Source organism: Paenibacillus sp. B01 (assembly GCF_009649995.1).
Taxonomy (GTDB): domain Bacteria; phylum Bacillota; class Bacilli; order Paenibacillales; family Paenibacillaceae; genus Paenibacillus_O; species Paenibacillus_O pasadenensis.
Genome location: NZ_CP045802.1, coordinates 4,100,500 through 4,115,805, shown reverse-complemented (window position 1 = coordinate 4,115,805; position 15,306 = coordinate 4,100,500). Strand labels below are relative to the sequence as shown.

The 15,306-nt window shown below is 63.7% G+C and carries 14 protein-coding genes; 12 read left to right on the top strand and 2 right to left on the bottom strand.

The window, feature by feature from the left end; all coding sequences use genetic code 11:
* The first annotated feature begins 59 nt into the window (after window positions 1–59).
* From GE073_RS17660 to GE073_RS17630, 8 genes are all read left to right on the top strand, one after another.
* Complete coding sequence (locus GE073_RS17660; protein ID WP_153783985.1) at window positions 60–815, top strand: tRNA threonylcarbamoyladenosine dehydratase; 756 nt, start codon at window positions 60–62, stop codon at window positions 813–815.
* 169 nt (window positions 816–984) lie between these two features.
* Window positions 985–2,034: an adenosine deaminase gene (gene add / locus GE073_RS17655; RefSeq protein WP_028597537.1), complete on the top strand. Its 1,050-nt coding sequence runs from the start codon at window positions 985–987 to the stop codon at window positions 2,032–2,034.
* Window positions 2,035–2,364: 330 nt separating this feature from the next.
* On the top strand, window positions 2,365–3,690 hold the full coding sequence (locus GE073_RS17650) for a replication-associated recombination protein A (RefSeq protein ID WP_028597538.1): 1,326 nt from the start codon (window positions 2,365–2,367) through the stop codon (window positions 3,688–3,690).
* Window positions 3,691–4,432: 742 nt separating this feature from the next.
* The gene (locus GE073_RS17645) at window positions 4,433–5,797 is read left to right on the top strand and encodes an Nramp family divalent metal transporter (protein WP_153783984.1); all 1,365 of its coding nucleotides are present in this window, start codon (window positions 4,433–4,435) and stop codon (window positions 5,795–5,797) included.
* Window positions 5,798–5,885: 88 nt separating this feature from the next.
* Window positions 5,886–6,452 carry a TetR/AcrR family transcriptional regulator gene (locus GE073_RS17640; protein ID WP_101807917.1) on the top strand — a complete coding sequence of 189 codons (567 nt, stop codon included), beginning with the start codon at window positions 5,886–5,888 and terminating at the stop codon, window positions 6,450–6,452.
* Between the two features lie 50 nt (window positions 6,453–6,502).
* Window positions 6,503–7,111, top strand: a complete 609-nt coding sequence (locus GE073_RS25515) for an alcohol dehydrogenase catalytic domain-containing protein (RefSeq protein ID WP_228551617.1) — start codon at window positions 6,503–6,505, stop codon at window positions 7,109–7,111.
* Complete coding sequence (locus GE073_RS25510; protein WP_228551891.1) at window positions 7,066–7,470, top strand: zinc-binding dehydrogenase; 405 nt, start codon at window positions 7,066–7,068, stop codon at window positions 7,468–7,470. Before GE073_RS25515 ends, GE073_RS25510 begins: the two co-directional genes overlap by 46 nt.
* Window positions 7,471–7,588: 118 nt before the next feature.
* Window positions 7,589–8,662 carry a hemolysin family protein gene (locus GE073_RS17630; protein ID WP_101807916.1) on the top strand — a complete coding sequence of 358 codons (1,074 nt, stop codon included), beginning with the start codon at window positions 7,589–7,591 and terminating at the stop codon, window positions 8,660–8,662.
* Between the two features lie 128 nt (window positions 8,663–8,790).
* Here GE073_RS17630 and GE073_RS17625 read toward each other — a convergent pair whose 3' ends face one another.
* Window positions 8,791–9,306: an SRPBCC family protein gene (locus GE073_RS17625; protein ID WP_052332952.1), complete on the bottom strand. Its 516-nt coding sequence runs from the start codon at window positions 9,304–9,306 to the stop codon at window positions 8,791–8,793.
* A gap of 379 nt (window positions 9,307–9,685) precedes the next feature.
* On the opposite strand from GE073_RS17625, the gene GE073_RS17620 reads away from it, so the two are divergent.
* Window positions 9,686–10,702, top strand: a complete 1,017-nt coding sequence (locus GE073_RS17620; RefSeq protein WP_153783983.1) for an ATP-binding cassette domain-containing protein — start codon at window positions 9,686–9,688, stop codon at window positions 10,700–10,702.
* The gene (locus GE073_RS17615; protein ID WP_153783982.1) at window positions 10,699–11,514 is read left to right on the top strand and encodes an ABC transporter permease; all 816 of its coding nucleotides are present in this window, start codon (window positions 10,699–10,701) and stop codon (window positions 11,512–11,514) included. The genes GE073_RS17620 and GE073_RS17615 overlap by 4 nt, the downstream gene beginning before the upstream one ends.
* Before the next feature lie 793 nt (window positions 11,515–12,307).
* Here the strand turns inward: GE073_RS17615 and mnmA are convergent.
* Entirely contained in the window at window positions 12,308–13,450 is a 1,143-nt protein-coding gene (gene mnmA / locus GE073_RS17610) for a tRNA 2-thiouridine(34) synthase MnmA (protein ID WP_153783981.1), read from the bottom strand.
* A 255-nt stretch (window positions 13,451–13,705) separates the two neighbouring features.
* On the opposite strand from mnmA, the gene cymR reads away from it, so the two are divergent.
* Together cymR and GE073_RS17600 are read left to right on the top strand one after the other, a co-directional pair.
* The gene (gene cymR, locus GE073_RS17605) at window positions 13,706–14,125 is read left to right on the top strand and encodes a cysteine metabolism transcriptional regulator CymR (protein ID WP_153783980.1); all 420 of its coding nucleotides are present in this window, start codon (window positions 13,706–13,708) and stop codon (window positions 14,123–14,125) included.
* Window positions 14,126–14,154: 29 nt separating this feature from the next.
* On the top strand, window positions 14,155–15,306 hold the full coding sequence (locus GE073_RS17600) for a cysteine desulfurase family protein (RefSeq protein ID WP_028597548.1): 1,152 nt from the start codon (window positions 14,155–14,157) through the stop codon (window positions 15,304–15,306).

Here is a 15,306-nt window from a genome sequence, read left to right as displayed (position 1 = left end):
GTGCGGCTTTGGCATCGCCCGCGGGCAAGATAACCCAAGAGGAAAGGAAGGCGAAAGCCATGTTGAACCAATTTTCCCGCACCGAGCTCGCGTTCGGTCCGGAAGGCATCGACGTCATGAAGCGCAGCACGGTCGCCGTGCTCGGCATCGGCGGCGTCGGCTCGATCGCCGCGGAGGCGCTCGCGCGCACCGGCGTCGGCCGGATCATCCTGATCGACAAGGATGTCGTCGACATTACCAACATCAACCGCCAGATCCACGCTTTGACGACGACGGTCGGCCAGCCGAAGGCGGATCTGATGCGCGACCGCATCCAGCTCATCAACCCGGAGTGCGAGGCGATCAGCCTGCGCATGTTCTATACGGAGGAAACGTACGAAAAGCTGTTCGAGTACCCGCTCGACTACGTGCTCGACGCCTCCGACACGATCTCGTACAAGGTGCATCTCATCAAGCAGTGCCTGGAGCGGAACATTCCGATCATCTCCAGCATGGGCGCGGCCAACAAGATGGACCCAACGAAGTTCACGGTGACGGACATCTCCAAGACGCATACCGATCCGATCGCGCGCGTCGTCCGCCAGAAGCTGCGCCGGGAAGGCGTGCGCAAGGGCGTGAAGGTCGTCTTCTCGTCGGAGACGCCCAAAAAGCCGCGCGAGGACGTGACGCAGCGGATCGTGCCGGACAACGCGCCCGAGATCCGCAAGGCGCAGCAGCCGCCGGCGAGCAACGCGTTCGTGCCGCCGGTCGCGGGCCTCATCATGGTGAGCGTCGCCGTGCGCGACCTGCTGGAGAAGAACGGCGTCGAGGTATAGGCGGGGGCATGCGGGCCGGATGCCGAACCTAAACGGTTTCATCCATTCGCATCTAGGTTAGGTCAATGTCATATATTTTGGGAATAAGCCTATTTTGGGTCAGGTATATTGACATTGATCTTGTGAGGAAGTACCATCGTTCTAATACCCTGCGGGAAGGTGATGGACGATGGAGATGAGTTTGATGCGCCGCTTGCCTAAGATCGAGCTTCATTGCCATCTGGATGGAAGCGTGCGTCCGGCGACGGCGGCCGAGATCGCGGAGGAGGAAGGGATCGAGCTCAGCTGCGCCGATCTGCGCGAGCTGACCGGCCGGATGACGGCGCCGCCTTCCTGCTCGAGCCTGGTCGAGTATCTGGAACGGTTCGAGCTGCCGCTGCTGCTCATGCAGACGCGCTCGGCGCTGAGGCGGATCGCCTATGAGGCGGCGGAGGACGCCGCGCTCGACAACGTCCGCTATCTGGAGGTTCGGTTCGCGCCACAGCTGCATACGCGCGGTGGCTTGTCCGTAGACGAGATCGTCACGTCGGTGGCGGCGGGTCTGGCAGAGGCCGAGGCCAAATACGGCCACTGCGTGCGCATGATCCTCATCTGCATGCGCCATCACGGCCAGATGGACAACGAGGAGGTCGTGCGCGCCGCCAGCCGGTTCATGCCGCTCGGCGTCGTCGGCGTCGATCTGGCGGGCGACGAGGCCGGCTACCCGAACGAGCTGCATGCCGAGGTGTTCGAGCTGGCGCATCGGCTCGGCCTGCCGATCACGATCCACGCCGGCGAGGCGGCCGGAGCGTGCAGCATCCGCTGCGCGGTCGAGAAGCTGCGCGCCCGCCGCATCGGACACGGCGTCCGCCTGCGCGAGGACGCGGAGGTGACGCAGCTCATCCGCGAGCGCCGTATCCCTCTCGAGCTGTGCGTCATCAGCAATGTGCAGACCAAAGCGGTGCCGTCGATGGATCTTCATCCGATCCGCGACTACCTCGACAGCGGACTGCTCGTGACGGTTAATACGGACAATCCGACGGTGTCGGGCACGAACCAGACGCGGGAATACGAAAATCTGGCCCATCGTTTCCGCTTCTCCGAGCGGGACATCAAGAAGGTCGCGCGGCATGCGATCGAGGCCGCTTTCGTCGACGAGGAGCGCAAACGGCAGCTGAAGGCGAGCTTCGAGCGCGAATGGCAGGAGCTCGGCCTGACCGCCGCGGAGGCGCAGGCCTGACCTGCGCTTCCACGGCGTGCACGCAGCCGCAGACGCGCCGGCGTCGCCCCGAGCCGGCGAGCCGTGGCGGTCCGGGCTGCGGCAATCGTAGCTGAAGATGAAGCAAGCAACGATGCCGAACGGCGACGCAGCCGACATAAGACGAGGCGGACGCGAACCGATGTCATCAAGCTCAGGCATGACGGGGCTTGATGACATCGGCCTGCTGGCCGCCTCGTCTTTTTGCCATGCCCGCCCGCGCGCCTTCGGACGCGCAAGCGAACGTTTGTACGCCGAAGCCGCGGTATGGTACACTTTCAGGAGACATTTTTATGAACCGAGGTGGCAGGCATGGACTTGTTCGACTACAAGGAAGAGGAGCGGCAGCCGCGGGCAAGGCTGCTGGCCGATCGGATGCGGCCCCAGACCCTCGACGAATATATCGGCCAGGAAGACGTCGTCGGCCCGGGCACGCTGCTGCGCCGGGCGATCGAGGGCGACCAGGTCAGCTCGCTGCTGCTGTTCGGTCCCCCCGGCAGCGGCAAGACGACGCTCGCCCACATCATCTCCCGCCGGACGGAGGGCGAGTTCGTCAAGCTCAACGCCGTCGACGCGACGGTCAAGGACGTGCGCGACGTCATCGAGCGGGCCAAGAGCTCCAAGTCGCTATACGGGCGCAAGACGATCCTGTTCCTCGACGAGGTGCATCGCTTCAACTCCTCGCGCCAGGACGCGCTGCTGCCTGCGGTGGAGCAGGGCATCATCATCTTCATCGGCGCGACGACCGAGAATCCGTTCCACTCCGTCAACGGAGCCTTGCTGTCGCGCTCGACGCTGTTCCGGCTGCATGCGCTGGAGAGCCGGCATGCGCTGGAGGCGATGCGACGCGCGATCGCCGACAAGGAGCGCGGGCTCGGCTTCATGAAGCTCGACGCGCGGCCCGAGGCGCTGGAGCATATCGCCGGCATGGCGGGCGGCGACATCCGCCGCGCGCTCAACGCGCTGGAGCTCGCTGCGGTGACGACGCCTTCCGAGCCGGACGGCACCGTTGTCGTCACGCTCGAGGTCGCCCAGGAGTCGATCCGCAGCCGTGCCGTGCAGGCTGACGAGTCGACCCAGTACGACGTGCTTTCGGCCTTCCACAAAAGCATCCGAGGCTCCTCCGACGCGGCGCTCTTCTGGTTCCTGTACGCCGTCGAGAAGCTCGGCATGGATCCGATGGTGTTCATCCGCCGCCTCATCGTCGCCTGCAGCGAGGATATCGGCCTCGCCAACCCGCAGGCGATGCTGCAGGCGGTCGCCAGCATGGACGCCTACCACAAGATCGGCTGGCCCGAGGCGAAGTACAACGTCGCGCAAGCGATCCTGTTCGCGGTCGAGAGTCCCAAGTCCAACGCGACCGCGCTCGCCATCGGCAAGGCGATGGCAAAGATGGACGCCGTCGGCACGGCGGAGGTGCCGCTGCATCTGCGCGATACCCACTACAAGGGCTCGCAGCAGCTCGGCCATGTCGGGTACCAGTACCCGCATGACTTTCCCGGCCACTACGTCGACCAGCTCTACTATCCCGAGCGGCTGGCCGGCTCGACCGTCTACGAGGCGACCCGCCAAGGCATGGAGGACAAGATCCGCCATAACCAGCAGCAGCGCCGATCGGCCCCAAGCCAGCGTCGCTGACGCGTAGCTCAAGCCGGCTGATCCCGGCTGACCTATTCATCCGCATCGACCCCGGAGGCTTCAGTCCCGGCCCGTCGCCCACCCAGGCGGCGGGCTTTTTCGCATGACCAGGCGGCAGGCCATTTCGCATGAGGATAGCCTTCTCCGAGCTGCGCGGAAAAACCGAGCAGCTCGGGTCGAGTGAGTCGAAAAATCGGGTTGCAGACTGTTGGGAGACGTGTCGGTGAGGCAGTAAATCGAAAAAAAGGATTACAGGCTGACCAGAGGCACGATAACCGAATTGCTCGGATGTGAGGAGAGCCAAACGGGTGCAATCGGGTTGCGGATGGCAAAGCAAAGCGGCGGGGAGGAGAGACCGGGGAGCGAAGCGGACGGGGGCTCGTGGAGAAGCGGCAGCGGTTCCCTTGGAGGCCGGATTCCTTCCTTTTTGAAAAATAGAATCAAAGGAATCTGGGCTCCAGGGAGATCGGAACGAGTCCACGCTCCGCGAAGCGGGTTCTGGTTTCGGTGTTCTCCCGCGACGAGAGGGAACCGTTCTCCCGCTCCGCGACGAGAGAGTGCCGCCATCGGCCTTCGTCCAGCCGTAAAATTGCCGCTTAACAGCGACAATGTTTAGAGTTAAACTATATAGAGGTGTAACACTTGCGATCCCCTGTCATATTCATAACGGGAGAGGAATCGTCGGCTCTAAAAGTTTCCCTAACTCAACATAGATGTGCGTGCGCAAAAGGAGAGATGAGCGATGAAGAACGAGCGAGCGGTCGGAAACGAAGCGGCGCTGGAATCAGGCGGCTGGAGAAGAAGCGGAGGGGAGCCGTCGCTCGCCGAAGCGAACCGCAGTCTCCAGGTGCCGAGGAAAGGAAGCTGGCTGCGCAAGCTGCTCGCCTTCATGGGACCGGGCTATCTGGTCGCCGTCGGCTACATGGATCCCGGCAACTGGGCAACCGATCTGGCGGGCGGCTCCTTGTTCGGCTACACGCTGCTGTCGGTCGTGCTGCTGTCGAACCTGATCGCGATGGTGCTCCAGTCGCTCGCCGGCAAGCTCGGCATCGTCACCGGGCGCGATCTGGCGCAAGCCTGCCGCGACCACTACAGCAAGCCGGTCGCGCTGATGCTGTGGGCGCTGTGCGAGCTGGCGATCGCCGCCTGCGACCTGGCGGAGCTGATCGGCACGGCGATCGCGCTCAACCTGCTGTTCGGCCTGCCGCTGCTGTGGGGCGTCATCCTCACCTCGCTCGACGTCATGCTCGTGCTGCTGCTGCAGAACAAGGGCTTCCGCTACATGGAGGCGCTCGTCATCGTGCTGATCGGCACGATCGGCGGCTGCTTCCTGCTGGAGCTGATCTGGGCGCAGCCGGTCGTAGCCGACGTCCTGAAAGGCTTCGTTCCGTCTGGCCAGATCGTGTCCAACCCGGCCATGCTCTACATCGCGATCGGGATCCTCGGCGCGACGGTCATGCCGCATAATCTGTACCTGCACTCCTCGATCGTGCAGACGAGGCGCTTCGAGCAGACGCCGCTGGGCAAAAAAGAAGCGATCCGCTTCTCCACGATCGACTCGACGATCGCGCTCGGGCTGGCGCTGTTCATCAACGCCGCGATCCTGATCGTCGCCGGAGCGGTGTTCCACACGAGCGGCCATACGGACATCGCCGAAATCGGCGACGCCTACCGGCTGATGGCGCCGCTCATGGGCGGCGCGGCAGCGAGCGTGCTGTTCGGCGTGGCGCTGCTCGCCGCCGGCCAGAACTCGACGCTGACCGGCACGCTCGCCGGCCAGATCGTCATGGAGGGCTTCCTCGGCTTGCGCATGAAGCCTTGGCTGCGGCGGCTCATCACCCGCCTCATCGCGCTCGTGCCGGCCGTCATCGTGACGGCGCTCTACGGCGAGAGGGGCACGACCGAGCTGCTCATCTTCAGCCAGGTCATCCTGTCGCTGCAGCTCAGCTTCGCCGTCTTCCCGCTTGTCAAGTTCACGAGCGATCCGCGCAATATGGGCGAATTCGCCAACCGTCCGCTGCTCAAGGCCGTCGCCTGGAGCTGCGCGGCGCTGATCGCGGTGCTGAACCTGTATTTGCTCGCGATGACCGTGGGCGGCTGGTTCTGATCCTGCAAAAGGGCGGAGGCAACAGAAAAAAACAGCATGCAGTTATTTTTATCTTGAATGAACGTTCCAAAACTGCTATAGTCGAAACATGGCCAGATCGAAAACTTTTGATGTTGATGCCGCTCTTGACGCCGCGACGAACGTGTTCCGCCAATACGGATTCGAAGGCACGTCAGCGCAGATGATTGTTGATGCGATGGGAATCGGTCGCCAGAGCCTCTACGACACTTTCGGCGACAAGTGGCAGCTCTATTTGACAGTAGTCCGTCGTTATGCCGTCTCGGAGAGCAGCGCGCATCGTGCAGCACTGGGTCAGGGGGAGCGCGCGGTCGACGGAATCCGGGCGATGCTCCACCGGGTCGTTCGCGAGGCCTACACTCCTTGTCTCGGCGTCAGCTCGATTGCCGAATTCGGATGCTCGCGTCCCGAGCTCACGGCGGTCAATGCTGCGGCCGAGCGCGAGCTTCGCGCCGTCATGATTGAAAGCATCCGCAAGGCGCAGTCCGAAGGTGATATCGCCGAAGGACTCGATCCCGATCAACTGGTGACTTTCCTCATTGCAAGCATCTCAGGCATTCGGCTTGCGGCTCGTGGCGGAGCTCAGCCGAATGATCTCGCCAATCTTGGCGAAATGGCGCTTCGGATAGTACGATAGCCATTTTTTTTTGCTAATAACGGAACGATCATTCAAAAAAGGTGATGACGATGAAAGCGATTGTAATGAATGGGGTCGGCGAAGCCGACCGACTTGAATATGTGGAGCGCCCTGATCCCATGCCCGGAGTCGGAGAAGTACGGATTGATGTCGCTGCTGCTGGAGTCAATTTCATGGATATCGGTGTCCGGCGCGGGAGCGCATGGGTGGAAATGCCCAACCCGAAAATTTTAGGCGTGGAGGGCGCGGGGCGCATTGAGGCGGTTGGAGAAGGCGTGACGGACTTCGCTGTCGGAGACCGCGTGGCATGGGTCTTTGTGCCTGGCAGCTATGCCGGGAAGCTGGTCGCGCCTGTCGATTCGCTCGTTCGCATTCCAAACGCCATCGATGACCGAACTGCCGCTGCGGTCATGATGCAGGGGTTGACCGCCAGCCACTTCGCCACCGACTTCTATCCCGTACAGGCAGGCGACTCCGTGCTCGTCCATGCGGCGGCTGGCGGCCTCGGCCAGCTCCTCACCCAGATCGTAAAGCTGCGCGGCGGCACGGTAATCGGTCGCGTATCCAGTGAAAAAAGGCTGAAGCGGCGCGCAAGGCCGGCGCCGATCACGTCATCGTCGACAGGGAAGGAAAGTTTGCTGAGCAAGTACGCGACCTGACTAACGGCGAGGGCGTGCATATCGTCTACGACGGATCCGGTCCAACGACATTTGCGGGGTCGATGGCGGCTCTGCGCCGTTCGGGAACGTTCTGCTGGTACGGACCCGTTCTCGGCGGTCCCGGCTCGTTGGATATCATGAGCTTGCCGAAAAGCATCAAGCTGGGCTATGCCGTCTTCACCGACCACATTCCCACGACCGCGCTGCTGCGTGAGCGCGCCGCGCGCCTTTTCGATTGGATTGCTCAAGGCAAGCTGAACATTGAGCTCGGCGGCGTTTATCCGTTGACAGAAGCTGCGAAAGCTCACCGTGAGATGGAAAGCCGCCGGACAACCGGCAAGCTCCTCCTCATTCCCTGACAAGCCTGAAGCTTGAATATTGCGGCTCCTCCGTCCATACACATAGAGATAATCGACTTGAACTGGAGGAGGTGCGCCCGACTTCCGCATCCGTCAAGGAGCGGAAGAAGGGAAGAGCGTGTCCGACGACCCCTTGCCGCTCGGCATCAGCTTGCTGCTTATTGTGCTTCTCGTTTTCCTGAACGGCTTTTTTGTCGCCGCGCAGCTCGCGATGGTGAAAGTACGCGGTAGCCGCATCAGCGCTCTCGTCTCCGAAGGCAACGGTAAGGCGCGGTTCGCCTCCCGCCTGACCGGCAGCCTCGATTCCTTCGTCTCCGTCTGCCAGCTCGGCATTACGCTCGCCTCGCTCGGCCTCGGCTGGGTCGGGGAGCCGGCCGTCGCGGCGCTGCTCGAGCCGCTGCTGCTGCGCTTCGGCTTCGGCGGTCCGGCGGCCGGGACCGTCACGTTCGTCGCCGCCTTCGGCTTCATCGCCTTGTTCCACATCGTGCTCGGCCAGCTCGCTCCCAAGACGCTTGCCATCCGCCAGGCCGAAAAGGTGACGCTCTGGACCTCGCGCCCGCTTATCCTGCTCCACTCGCTGCTCTATCCCGTCATCCGCGTGCTGGACAGCATGGCCGGCCGGCTGCTGCGCTGGAGCGGACTCGAGCCGGCTTCCGGGCCGGAGCCGGCGCATAACGAGGAGGAGCTGCGCCTGCTCATGCAGGAGAGCCGCAGGAGCGGGCTGATCGATCCGGCGGAGCTGACGCTCATGGACAATATTTTCGACTTTGCGGATACGCAGGCGAGGGAGATCATGATTCCGCGGACGGACATGGTCTGCCTGTTCGTGGACCGTTCGCTGGAGGAGAATAAAGCCGCCGCCCTGCAGCGCATGTTCACACGCTATCCGGTATGCGACGGCGACAAGGACGACGTGATCGGCTTCGTCCACATCAAGGACCTGCTCCGCGCGGGCATGCAGGCGACCGACCTGCACGGCCTGATCCGTCCGGTGGCGGCGGTGCCGGCGTCGACGCGCATCCATGCGCTGCTGGCAAGGATGCAGCAGGACAAGGCGCAGCTCGCGATCCTGATCGACGAATACGGCGGCACGGCGGGGCTGGTGACGCTGGAGGACATCGTGGAGGAGATCGTCGGCGACATCACCGACGAGTTCGACGCGGAGCGGAGCCTGCGCGATACGGGCAGCTGAAAGGCCGGCCGAAGGCAGGCAGCAGCCTGCCCTCGGCGCCAGCCAGGGCGTCGGCAGTCAGCATTCAGCAGTCAGCAGTCAGCATTCATAAGGCTGTTTCGGGCATCCGTCCCTTCTGGACGTCCGAATCAGCCTTTTTCGCGGTCCATGCGGCGGAGGCAGGCCGCCAGCCGATCCCAGGTCTGGCTCATGCCTTCGACGACGCCGAGCTTGAGCGAGCGCTTCAGCGCCTGGGAAGAGACGAACTCGGCGCGGCTCGCGAGCCGGGTGCGGCCGCCTTCCTCCCGGAACTCCAGGGAGACGAGCAGGCCCTGTCCCTCGGGCACGGCTCCGGACTCGTCCGCGGCGTAGTCCTCGTAGACGAGCCGCTCGTTTTCCTGCAGCTCGCGGTAGACGAACTTGCCCCAAGTCTTCCGGCTGCCGTCCTCGGCTGCAAGCCCGTAATGCCAAAAGCCGCCCGGCTGCAGCTCCATGCGGCTCTCCGCCACCGTCCAGCCCTTCGGCCCCCACCACTCGCGGAGCAGCTCCTCCTCCGTATAGGCCCGGTACAGCTGCGAGGGCGAGGCCTCGAAAGCCCGCTCCAGCAGCAGCGTGTTTCCTTTAGCCTTGGAGACGACCGCAGGCGCCGGTTTTCGTTTCAACATCAAGCATCGATCCTCTCTGTCGCTTCAATTGAATTCTATTATGGGGGAGAGCGCCCGGCCATTCAAGGCGCCTATGCCGAGCCGCGTCCGTATTCCGGCGTCCGCATGCCGCGGAAGGCGGGGCTTCGCGACTGCCGCGCCGGCGTCGCTCCCGCTCACGGACAAGCGGCATCCTCTCGACGTCGCTGGCCAAAAAAACAAAAAGGGCGAATTCCCTTGCACGGTTCCGTCCGCGCCGCAGGAACAGCCTGCACCCCAATCTGCTTCTCGCAATCCATCATCCATAAATGCCTCGCGATTTCCTTTGATTCGGTTCAAATCGAGTTCACATTCGAGGGTTATGCTTGCAGCGAACGATAACCAGGGAGGATGAACAACGATGAAATCCAATCCAGCCAGCACGAGCGAGTGGGCGGTCGAAGCGCGCGGACTCGTGAAGCAGTTCGGCGACAATCGGGCTGTCGACGGCGTGGACCTGAAGGTGCGCGCCGGCTCGATCTATGGCGTGCTCGGCCCGAACGGAGCGGGCAAGACGACGACGATCCGCATGCTCGCGACGCTGCTGCGCCCCGATGCGGGCGAGGCGCGCATCTTCGGCGTCGACGTGATGCAGAAGCCGCAGCAGGTGCGGCAGCTGATCGGCGTGACGGGACAGTACGCCTCGGTCGACGAGTCGCTAAGCGCGACCGAGAATCTCGTAATCTTCTCTAGGTTGCTCGGTCTTGGCCGCGCCGAGTCGCGCCAAAAGGCGGCGGAGCTGCTGGAGGAATTCGGCTTGACCGAAGCGGCCAAGCGGCCGCTCAAAAACTTCTCCGGAGGCATGCGCAGGCGGCTTGATCTGGCGGCCAGCCTGATCTCGCAGCCGCCGCTCATCTTCCTCGACGAGCCGACGACGGGCCTTGATCCGCGGACGCGGGCGCAGATGTGGGACACGATCCGCAGGCTCGTCAAAAGCGGCTCGACCGTGCTGCTGACGACGCAGTATCTGGACGAGGCCGACCAGCTGGCTGACCGCATCGCGGTCATCGACCGCGGTCGCGTCGTCGCCGAGGGCACCGGAGACGAGCTGAAGGCGTCGGTCGGCAGCTCGTCGCTCCATCTGCGCGTGACGGATCCGGGCCAGATCGCGACCGCCCGCGAGACGGTGGAGCGCGTGCTTCAGACCCGCTCCAGCGCGACGGCGGAAGCCGGGCGGATTACCGCTCCGATGGCAGAGGCCGGCCAGGTGACCGACCTGCTGATCGCCCTGCGCGGCGCCGGCGTCGACCTGGCGGAGATCAGCGTGCAGAAGCCGACGCTCGACGAAGTGTTCCTGACGATAACCGGCAGCGGACCGGCGGCTCCGGCGCCGGACGCGTCCAGCGCCAACGAACGAATGGAGGCTAGAAACGCATGAAGACCGAAATTGCGCCGGCAGGCGCTTCCAGACGGATCGTCCAGCGGGGCGGCATCGTCCAGGCCTTCCGCAACTCGCTGACGATGGCGTACCGAGGGCTGCTCAAGATCAAGCGGACGCCGGAGCAGCTGTTCGACGTGACGCTGCAGCCGATTCTGTTCACGCTCATGTTCACGTACATTTTCGGCGGCGCCATCTCCGGCGACGTGGCCAGCTATTTGCCGGTCATCATTCCCGGCATCCTCGTGCAGACGGTCATCGGCACCTCGATCGTCACCGGCGTGCAGCTGCGCGAGGATATGGACAAAGGCGTGTTCGACCGCTTCAAGTCGCTGCCAATCGCGCGCATCGCGCCGCTCGCCGGCTCGCTCCTCGCCGATACGGTGCGCTATACGATCGCGACGGTGCTGACCTTCGTCATGGGCTATCTGATGGGCTACCGTCCCGAGGGCGGCCTCGGCTACGTGGCCATTGCCGCCGTGCTCGTCATCGCCTGCTCGTGGGCGGTCAGCTGGATCTTCGCCTTTTTCGGCGTCATTGCCCGCAGCGCCTCCAGCGTCCAGGGCATCTCGATGATCGTGCTGTTTCCGCTGACGTTCCTGTCCAACGCGTTCGTGCCGGTCGAGACGATGCCGGATTGGCTGCAGTGGTTCGTAAAGTTCAATCCGGTCTCGCATCTGGTCAGCGCCGTGCGCGATCTGGCGAACGAAGGAACGCTCGGGGCCGAGGTCGGCTGGTCGCTGCTCGCCGCGGCCGCCATCGTCGCGATCTTCGCGCCGCTGACAGTGAAGGCGTATATGCGCCGCACTTGAGGGCTTGAGCGCAGGCGTGCTCGAACCGTCCTGTGGCTTATTCTTATTCGGGCGGAAAACATTTAGGGACACCCTTCTAGAACGGGCTCGCTGAAGCTGATCGGCGCTAGGGAGCGCCGGTCAGCTGAAGGAAAGTCGGCGCTCCCTAGCGCCGCAGCCAAGGAGACACGCTTGCTGAAGGAAAGTCGGCGCTCCCTAGCGCCGCAGCCAAGGAGACACGCTTGCTGAAGGAAAGTCGGCGCTAGCAATCGCCGCAGCCAAGGAGATGCGCTCGCTGAATTGCTGCACGACGAAAAAGGGTCTGTCCCGAAGGTCATCGACGATGACCGGGGACAGACCCTTTCCAATCCTGGCCCGAATCGGCGGATCCAAGGCAGAAAAGTGCCTTGGATCCGAAATCTCGGCCCGAATCGGCGGATCCAAGGCAGAAAAGTGCCTTGGATCCGAAATCTCGGCCCGAATCGGCGGATCCAAGGCAGAAAAGTGCCTTGGATCCGAAATCTCGGCCCTAATCGGCGAATCCAAGGCAGAAAAGTGCCTTGGATCCGAAATTTCGGCCCTAATCGGCGAATCCAAGGCAGAAAAGTGCCTTGGATCCAGAAATCTCGGCCTGAATCGGCGAATCCAGGGCACAAATGTGCCTTGGATTCCCGATCTCGGCCTGAACCGAAAGATCCAAGGCAGAAAAGTGCCTTGGATTCCCGATCTCCGGTCCGAACCGGCGAATCCAAGGCACAAATGTGCCTTGGATCCGCCGGTTCAGGCATCATTCCCTGCCGTCCCGCCGCCTCCGTCAGGCGCGGCCGGACTCCGCGAACGTCCGCTCGTCGACGAGCGACACGGTCTCGATCGTGCCGCCGCCGAGGCAGCGCTCGCCGTCGTAGAACACGACCGCTTGTCCGGGCGTGACCGCCTTTTGCGGCTGGTCGAACACGACCTCCGCGCCGCCGTCCGGGCCGAGCCGCAGCGTGACGCCCTGATCGGGCTGCCGGTAGCGGAACTTGGCCGTGCAGCGGATGTCGCCCGCCGGACGCTGCGGGTCGATCCAGTTGACCTCGCTCGCGGTCAGCGAGGAGGAGTACAGGCGCGGATGCGCGTCGCCCTGCACGACGTAGAGGATATTCGCCTCCAGATCCTTGTCCGCCACGAACCACGGCTCGCCTGTGCCGGAGCCGCCGATTCCGAGTCCCTGGCGCTGACCGAGCGTGTAGTACATGAGCCCGTCATGCCGGCCCTTGGTCTCGCCGGTGCGCAGATCGACCATCGGCCCGGACTGGGCCGGCAGGTAGCCGCTCAGGAACTGCTTGAAGTTGCGCTCGCCGATGAAGCAGATGCCGGTGCTGTCCTTTTTGCGGGCAGTCGCGAGGCCGTTCTCCTCGGCGATCCGGCGCACCTCGGGCTTCGGCAGATGGCCGATCGGGAACATTGCCGAGGCGAGCTGCTCCTGGCTGAGCTGATGCAGGAAGTACGTCTGGTCCTTGCCGGCGTCGACGCCGCGCAGCAGCGTCGTGACGACTTCCTCGTCGCGGACGACGCGCGCGTAATGGCCCGTCGCCAAATAGTCCGCGCCGAGCGACTTGGCCTTGGCGAGGAACTCGCCGAACTTGATCTCGCGGTTGCACATGACATCCGGATTCGGCGTGCGGCCGCGGCGATACTCGTCGAGGAAGTACGAGAATACCTTGTCGTAATACTGGCGCTCGAAGTTGACCGTATAATAGGGAATTCCGATCTGCTCGCAGACGCGCCGCACGTCCTCGGCATCCTCGTCCGCGCTGCAGACGCCGTTCTCGTCGGTCTCATCCCAGTTCTTCATGAAAATGCCGATGACGTCGTAGCCTTGCTCCTTGAGGAGAAGGGCGGTCACGGACGAATCGACTCCGCCGGACATGCCGACGACAACCCGCTTGGAGCGGTTGCTTTCCTGCGCTGCCATAGTAATCCACCACCTTGACAATCTGGAGCCTTCCCTGCTATTCTGACAACTTGTGTCCGTCCCTGCCGCTGACGGCCGGGCGGGAAGAGTTCTCCCATTGTAGCACAACGGAGCCTAGAGTTTCATCCGATGATGAATTTCTGGCGGCCGAACGCCGAATTTAGCGGACGTACAGCCCTGAACTGTGCTAACATATCAGTATTATGGGAATACCTTGATTTAGTTTGTCGACCAATCAGGGAAAGAGGTGCAGCCATGAAAATTTCTACGAAGGGCCGGTACGGCCTTACCATTATGATGGAGCTTTCCGCCAAGTTCGGAGAAGGCCCGATCTCGCTCAAGAGCATCGCCGAGAAGAATCAGCTGTCGGAGCACTACCTCGAGCAGCTGATCGCTCCTCTGCGCAACGCCGGCCTCGTCAAAAGCATCCGCGGAGCCTACGGCGGCTACATCCTGTCCAAGGACCCGGACACGATTACGGCCGGCGACGTGATCCGCATCCTCGAAGGGCCGATCTCGCCGGTCGACTTCACCGAGGAGGACGATCCGGCCAAGCGCAACCTGTGGCTGCGCATCCGCGACAGCATCGCCGAGGTGCTCGACTCCACGACGCTGCTCGACCTCATCCAATATACGGACAAGAGCGAATCCGACAGCTATATGTTCTATATTTGATTCCGATTCGAGAAAGGTCTTGAAACGCGATGGAACGGATTTATTACGACCATGCCGCCACGACCCCGCTGCATCCCGAAGCCGCGCGGGCGATGCTCGAGGTGCTGCAGGGGCCTCCGGCGAACGCCTCGAGCCTGCACAGCTTCGGGCGCGACGCCCGCAAGCGGGTGAGCGCGGCGCGGGACGCGATCGCCGCCACGATCGGCTGCCGTCCGGATGAGCTCGTCTTCACCTCCGGCGGGACGGAGGCGGATAACTACGCGCTGCGAGGCGTGCTGGAGGCGCAGGCCGCGAGCGGCAAGCGCCATCTCGTCACGAGCGCGGCCGAGCATCATGCCGTGCTCAAGGAATGCGAGCGGCTGCAGCGCGGCGGCTGGCGCGTCACCGTGCTGCCCGTCGACGGCGACGGTCTCGTCTCGCCCGATCAGCTGCGCGACAGCCTGAGCGACGATACCGGGCTCGTGAGCATCATGTACGCCAACAACGAGACCGGCGTCCTCCAGCCGATCGCGGAGCTGGCGGCGGCGGCGCAGGAGCGCGGGGTGCCGTTTCATACCGATGCGGCCCAGGCGTACGGCAAGCTGCCGATCGACGTCGCCGAGCTGCCGATCTCGCTGATGACGCTCTCGAGCCACAAGATCAACGGCCCGCAAGGAGTCGGCGCGCTGTTCGTGCGCCAAGGCACGCCGCTTGCGCCGCTGCTCGTCGGCGGCTCGCAGGAGCGCAAGCGGCGGGGCGGCACCGAGAATGTCGCCGCCCTCGCCGGCTTCGCCCGCGCGGCCGAGCTCGCCGCGCGCGAGCGGGAGCGCCGCGCGGCCGCGATGGAGCAGCTGCGCGAGCTGTGGCTGCGCAGGATGGCGGAGGTTACGGACGGAGCGGCCGTCCTGCTCGGCCATCCCGAGCGGCGGCTGCCGGGCATCGTCAACCTGGCGATTCCCGGCTTCGACCGGGAGTCGCTGCTGATGAATCTCGACCTGGCCGGCATCGCCGCCTCCGGCGGCTCCGCCTGCACGGCGGGCGCGCTGGAGCCTTCGCATGTGCTGCAGGCGATGGGCGTGCCGGAGGAGCTTTCCGGCTCGGCGGTAAGATTCAGCTTCGGATTGGGCAATACTACAGAAGAAATGGAGCTTGCGGCCGAACGCGTTGAAACTTTTCTCGGCCGTAATCGTAAATCTTCTTAG

Bases quoted from the DNA above. Each gene is read 5' to 3' on its own strand.
- GE073_RS17660 (WP_153783985.1), top strand. From the start codon at position 60: ATGTTGAACCAATTTTCCCGCACCGAGCTCGCGTTCGGTCCGGAAGGC.
- add (WP_028597537.1), top strand. From the start codon at position 985: ATGGAGATGAGTTTGATGCGCCGCTTGCCTAAGATCGAGCTTCATTGC.
- GE073_RS17650 (WP_028597538.1), top strand. From the start codon at position 2,365: ATGGACTTGTTCGACTACAAGGAAGAGGAGCGGCAGCCGCGGGCAAGG.
- GE073_RS17645 (WP_153783984.1), top strand. From the start codon at position 4,433: ATGAAGAACGAGCGAGCGGTCGGAAACGAAGCGGCGCTGGAATCAGGC.
- GE073_RS17640 (WP_101807917.1), top strand. From the start codon at position 5,886: ATGGCCAGATCGAAAACTTTTGATGTTGATGCCGCTCTTGACGCCGCG.
- GE073_RS25515 (WP_228551617.1), top strand. From the start codon at position 6,503: ATGAAAGCGATTGTAATGAATGGGGTCGGCGAAGCCGACCGACTTGAA.
- GE073_RS17625 (WP_052332952.1), bottom strand. From the start codon at position 9,306: ATGTTGAAACGAAAACCGGCGCCTGCGGTCGTCTCCAAGGCTAAAGGA.
- GE073_RS17620 (WP_153783983.1), top strand. From the start codon at position 9,686: ATGAAATCCAATCCAGCCAGCACGAGCGAGTGGGCGGTCGAAGCGCGC.
- GE073_RS17615 (WP_153783982.1), top strand. From the start codon at position 10,699: ATGAAGACCGAAATTGCGCCGGCAGGCGCTTCCAGACGGATCGTCCAG.
- mnmA (WP_153783981.1), bottom strand. From the start codon at position 13,450: ATGGCAGCGCAGGAAAGCAACCGCTCCAAGCGGGTTGTCGTCGGCATG.
- cymR (WP_153783980.1), top strand. From the start codon at position 13,706: ATGAAAATTTCTACGAAGGGCCGGTACGGCCTTACCATTATGATGGAG.
- GE073_RS17600 (WP_028597548.1), top strand. From the start codon at position 14,155: ATGGAACGGATTTATTACGACCATGCCGCCACGACCCCGCTGCATCCC.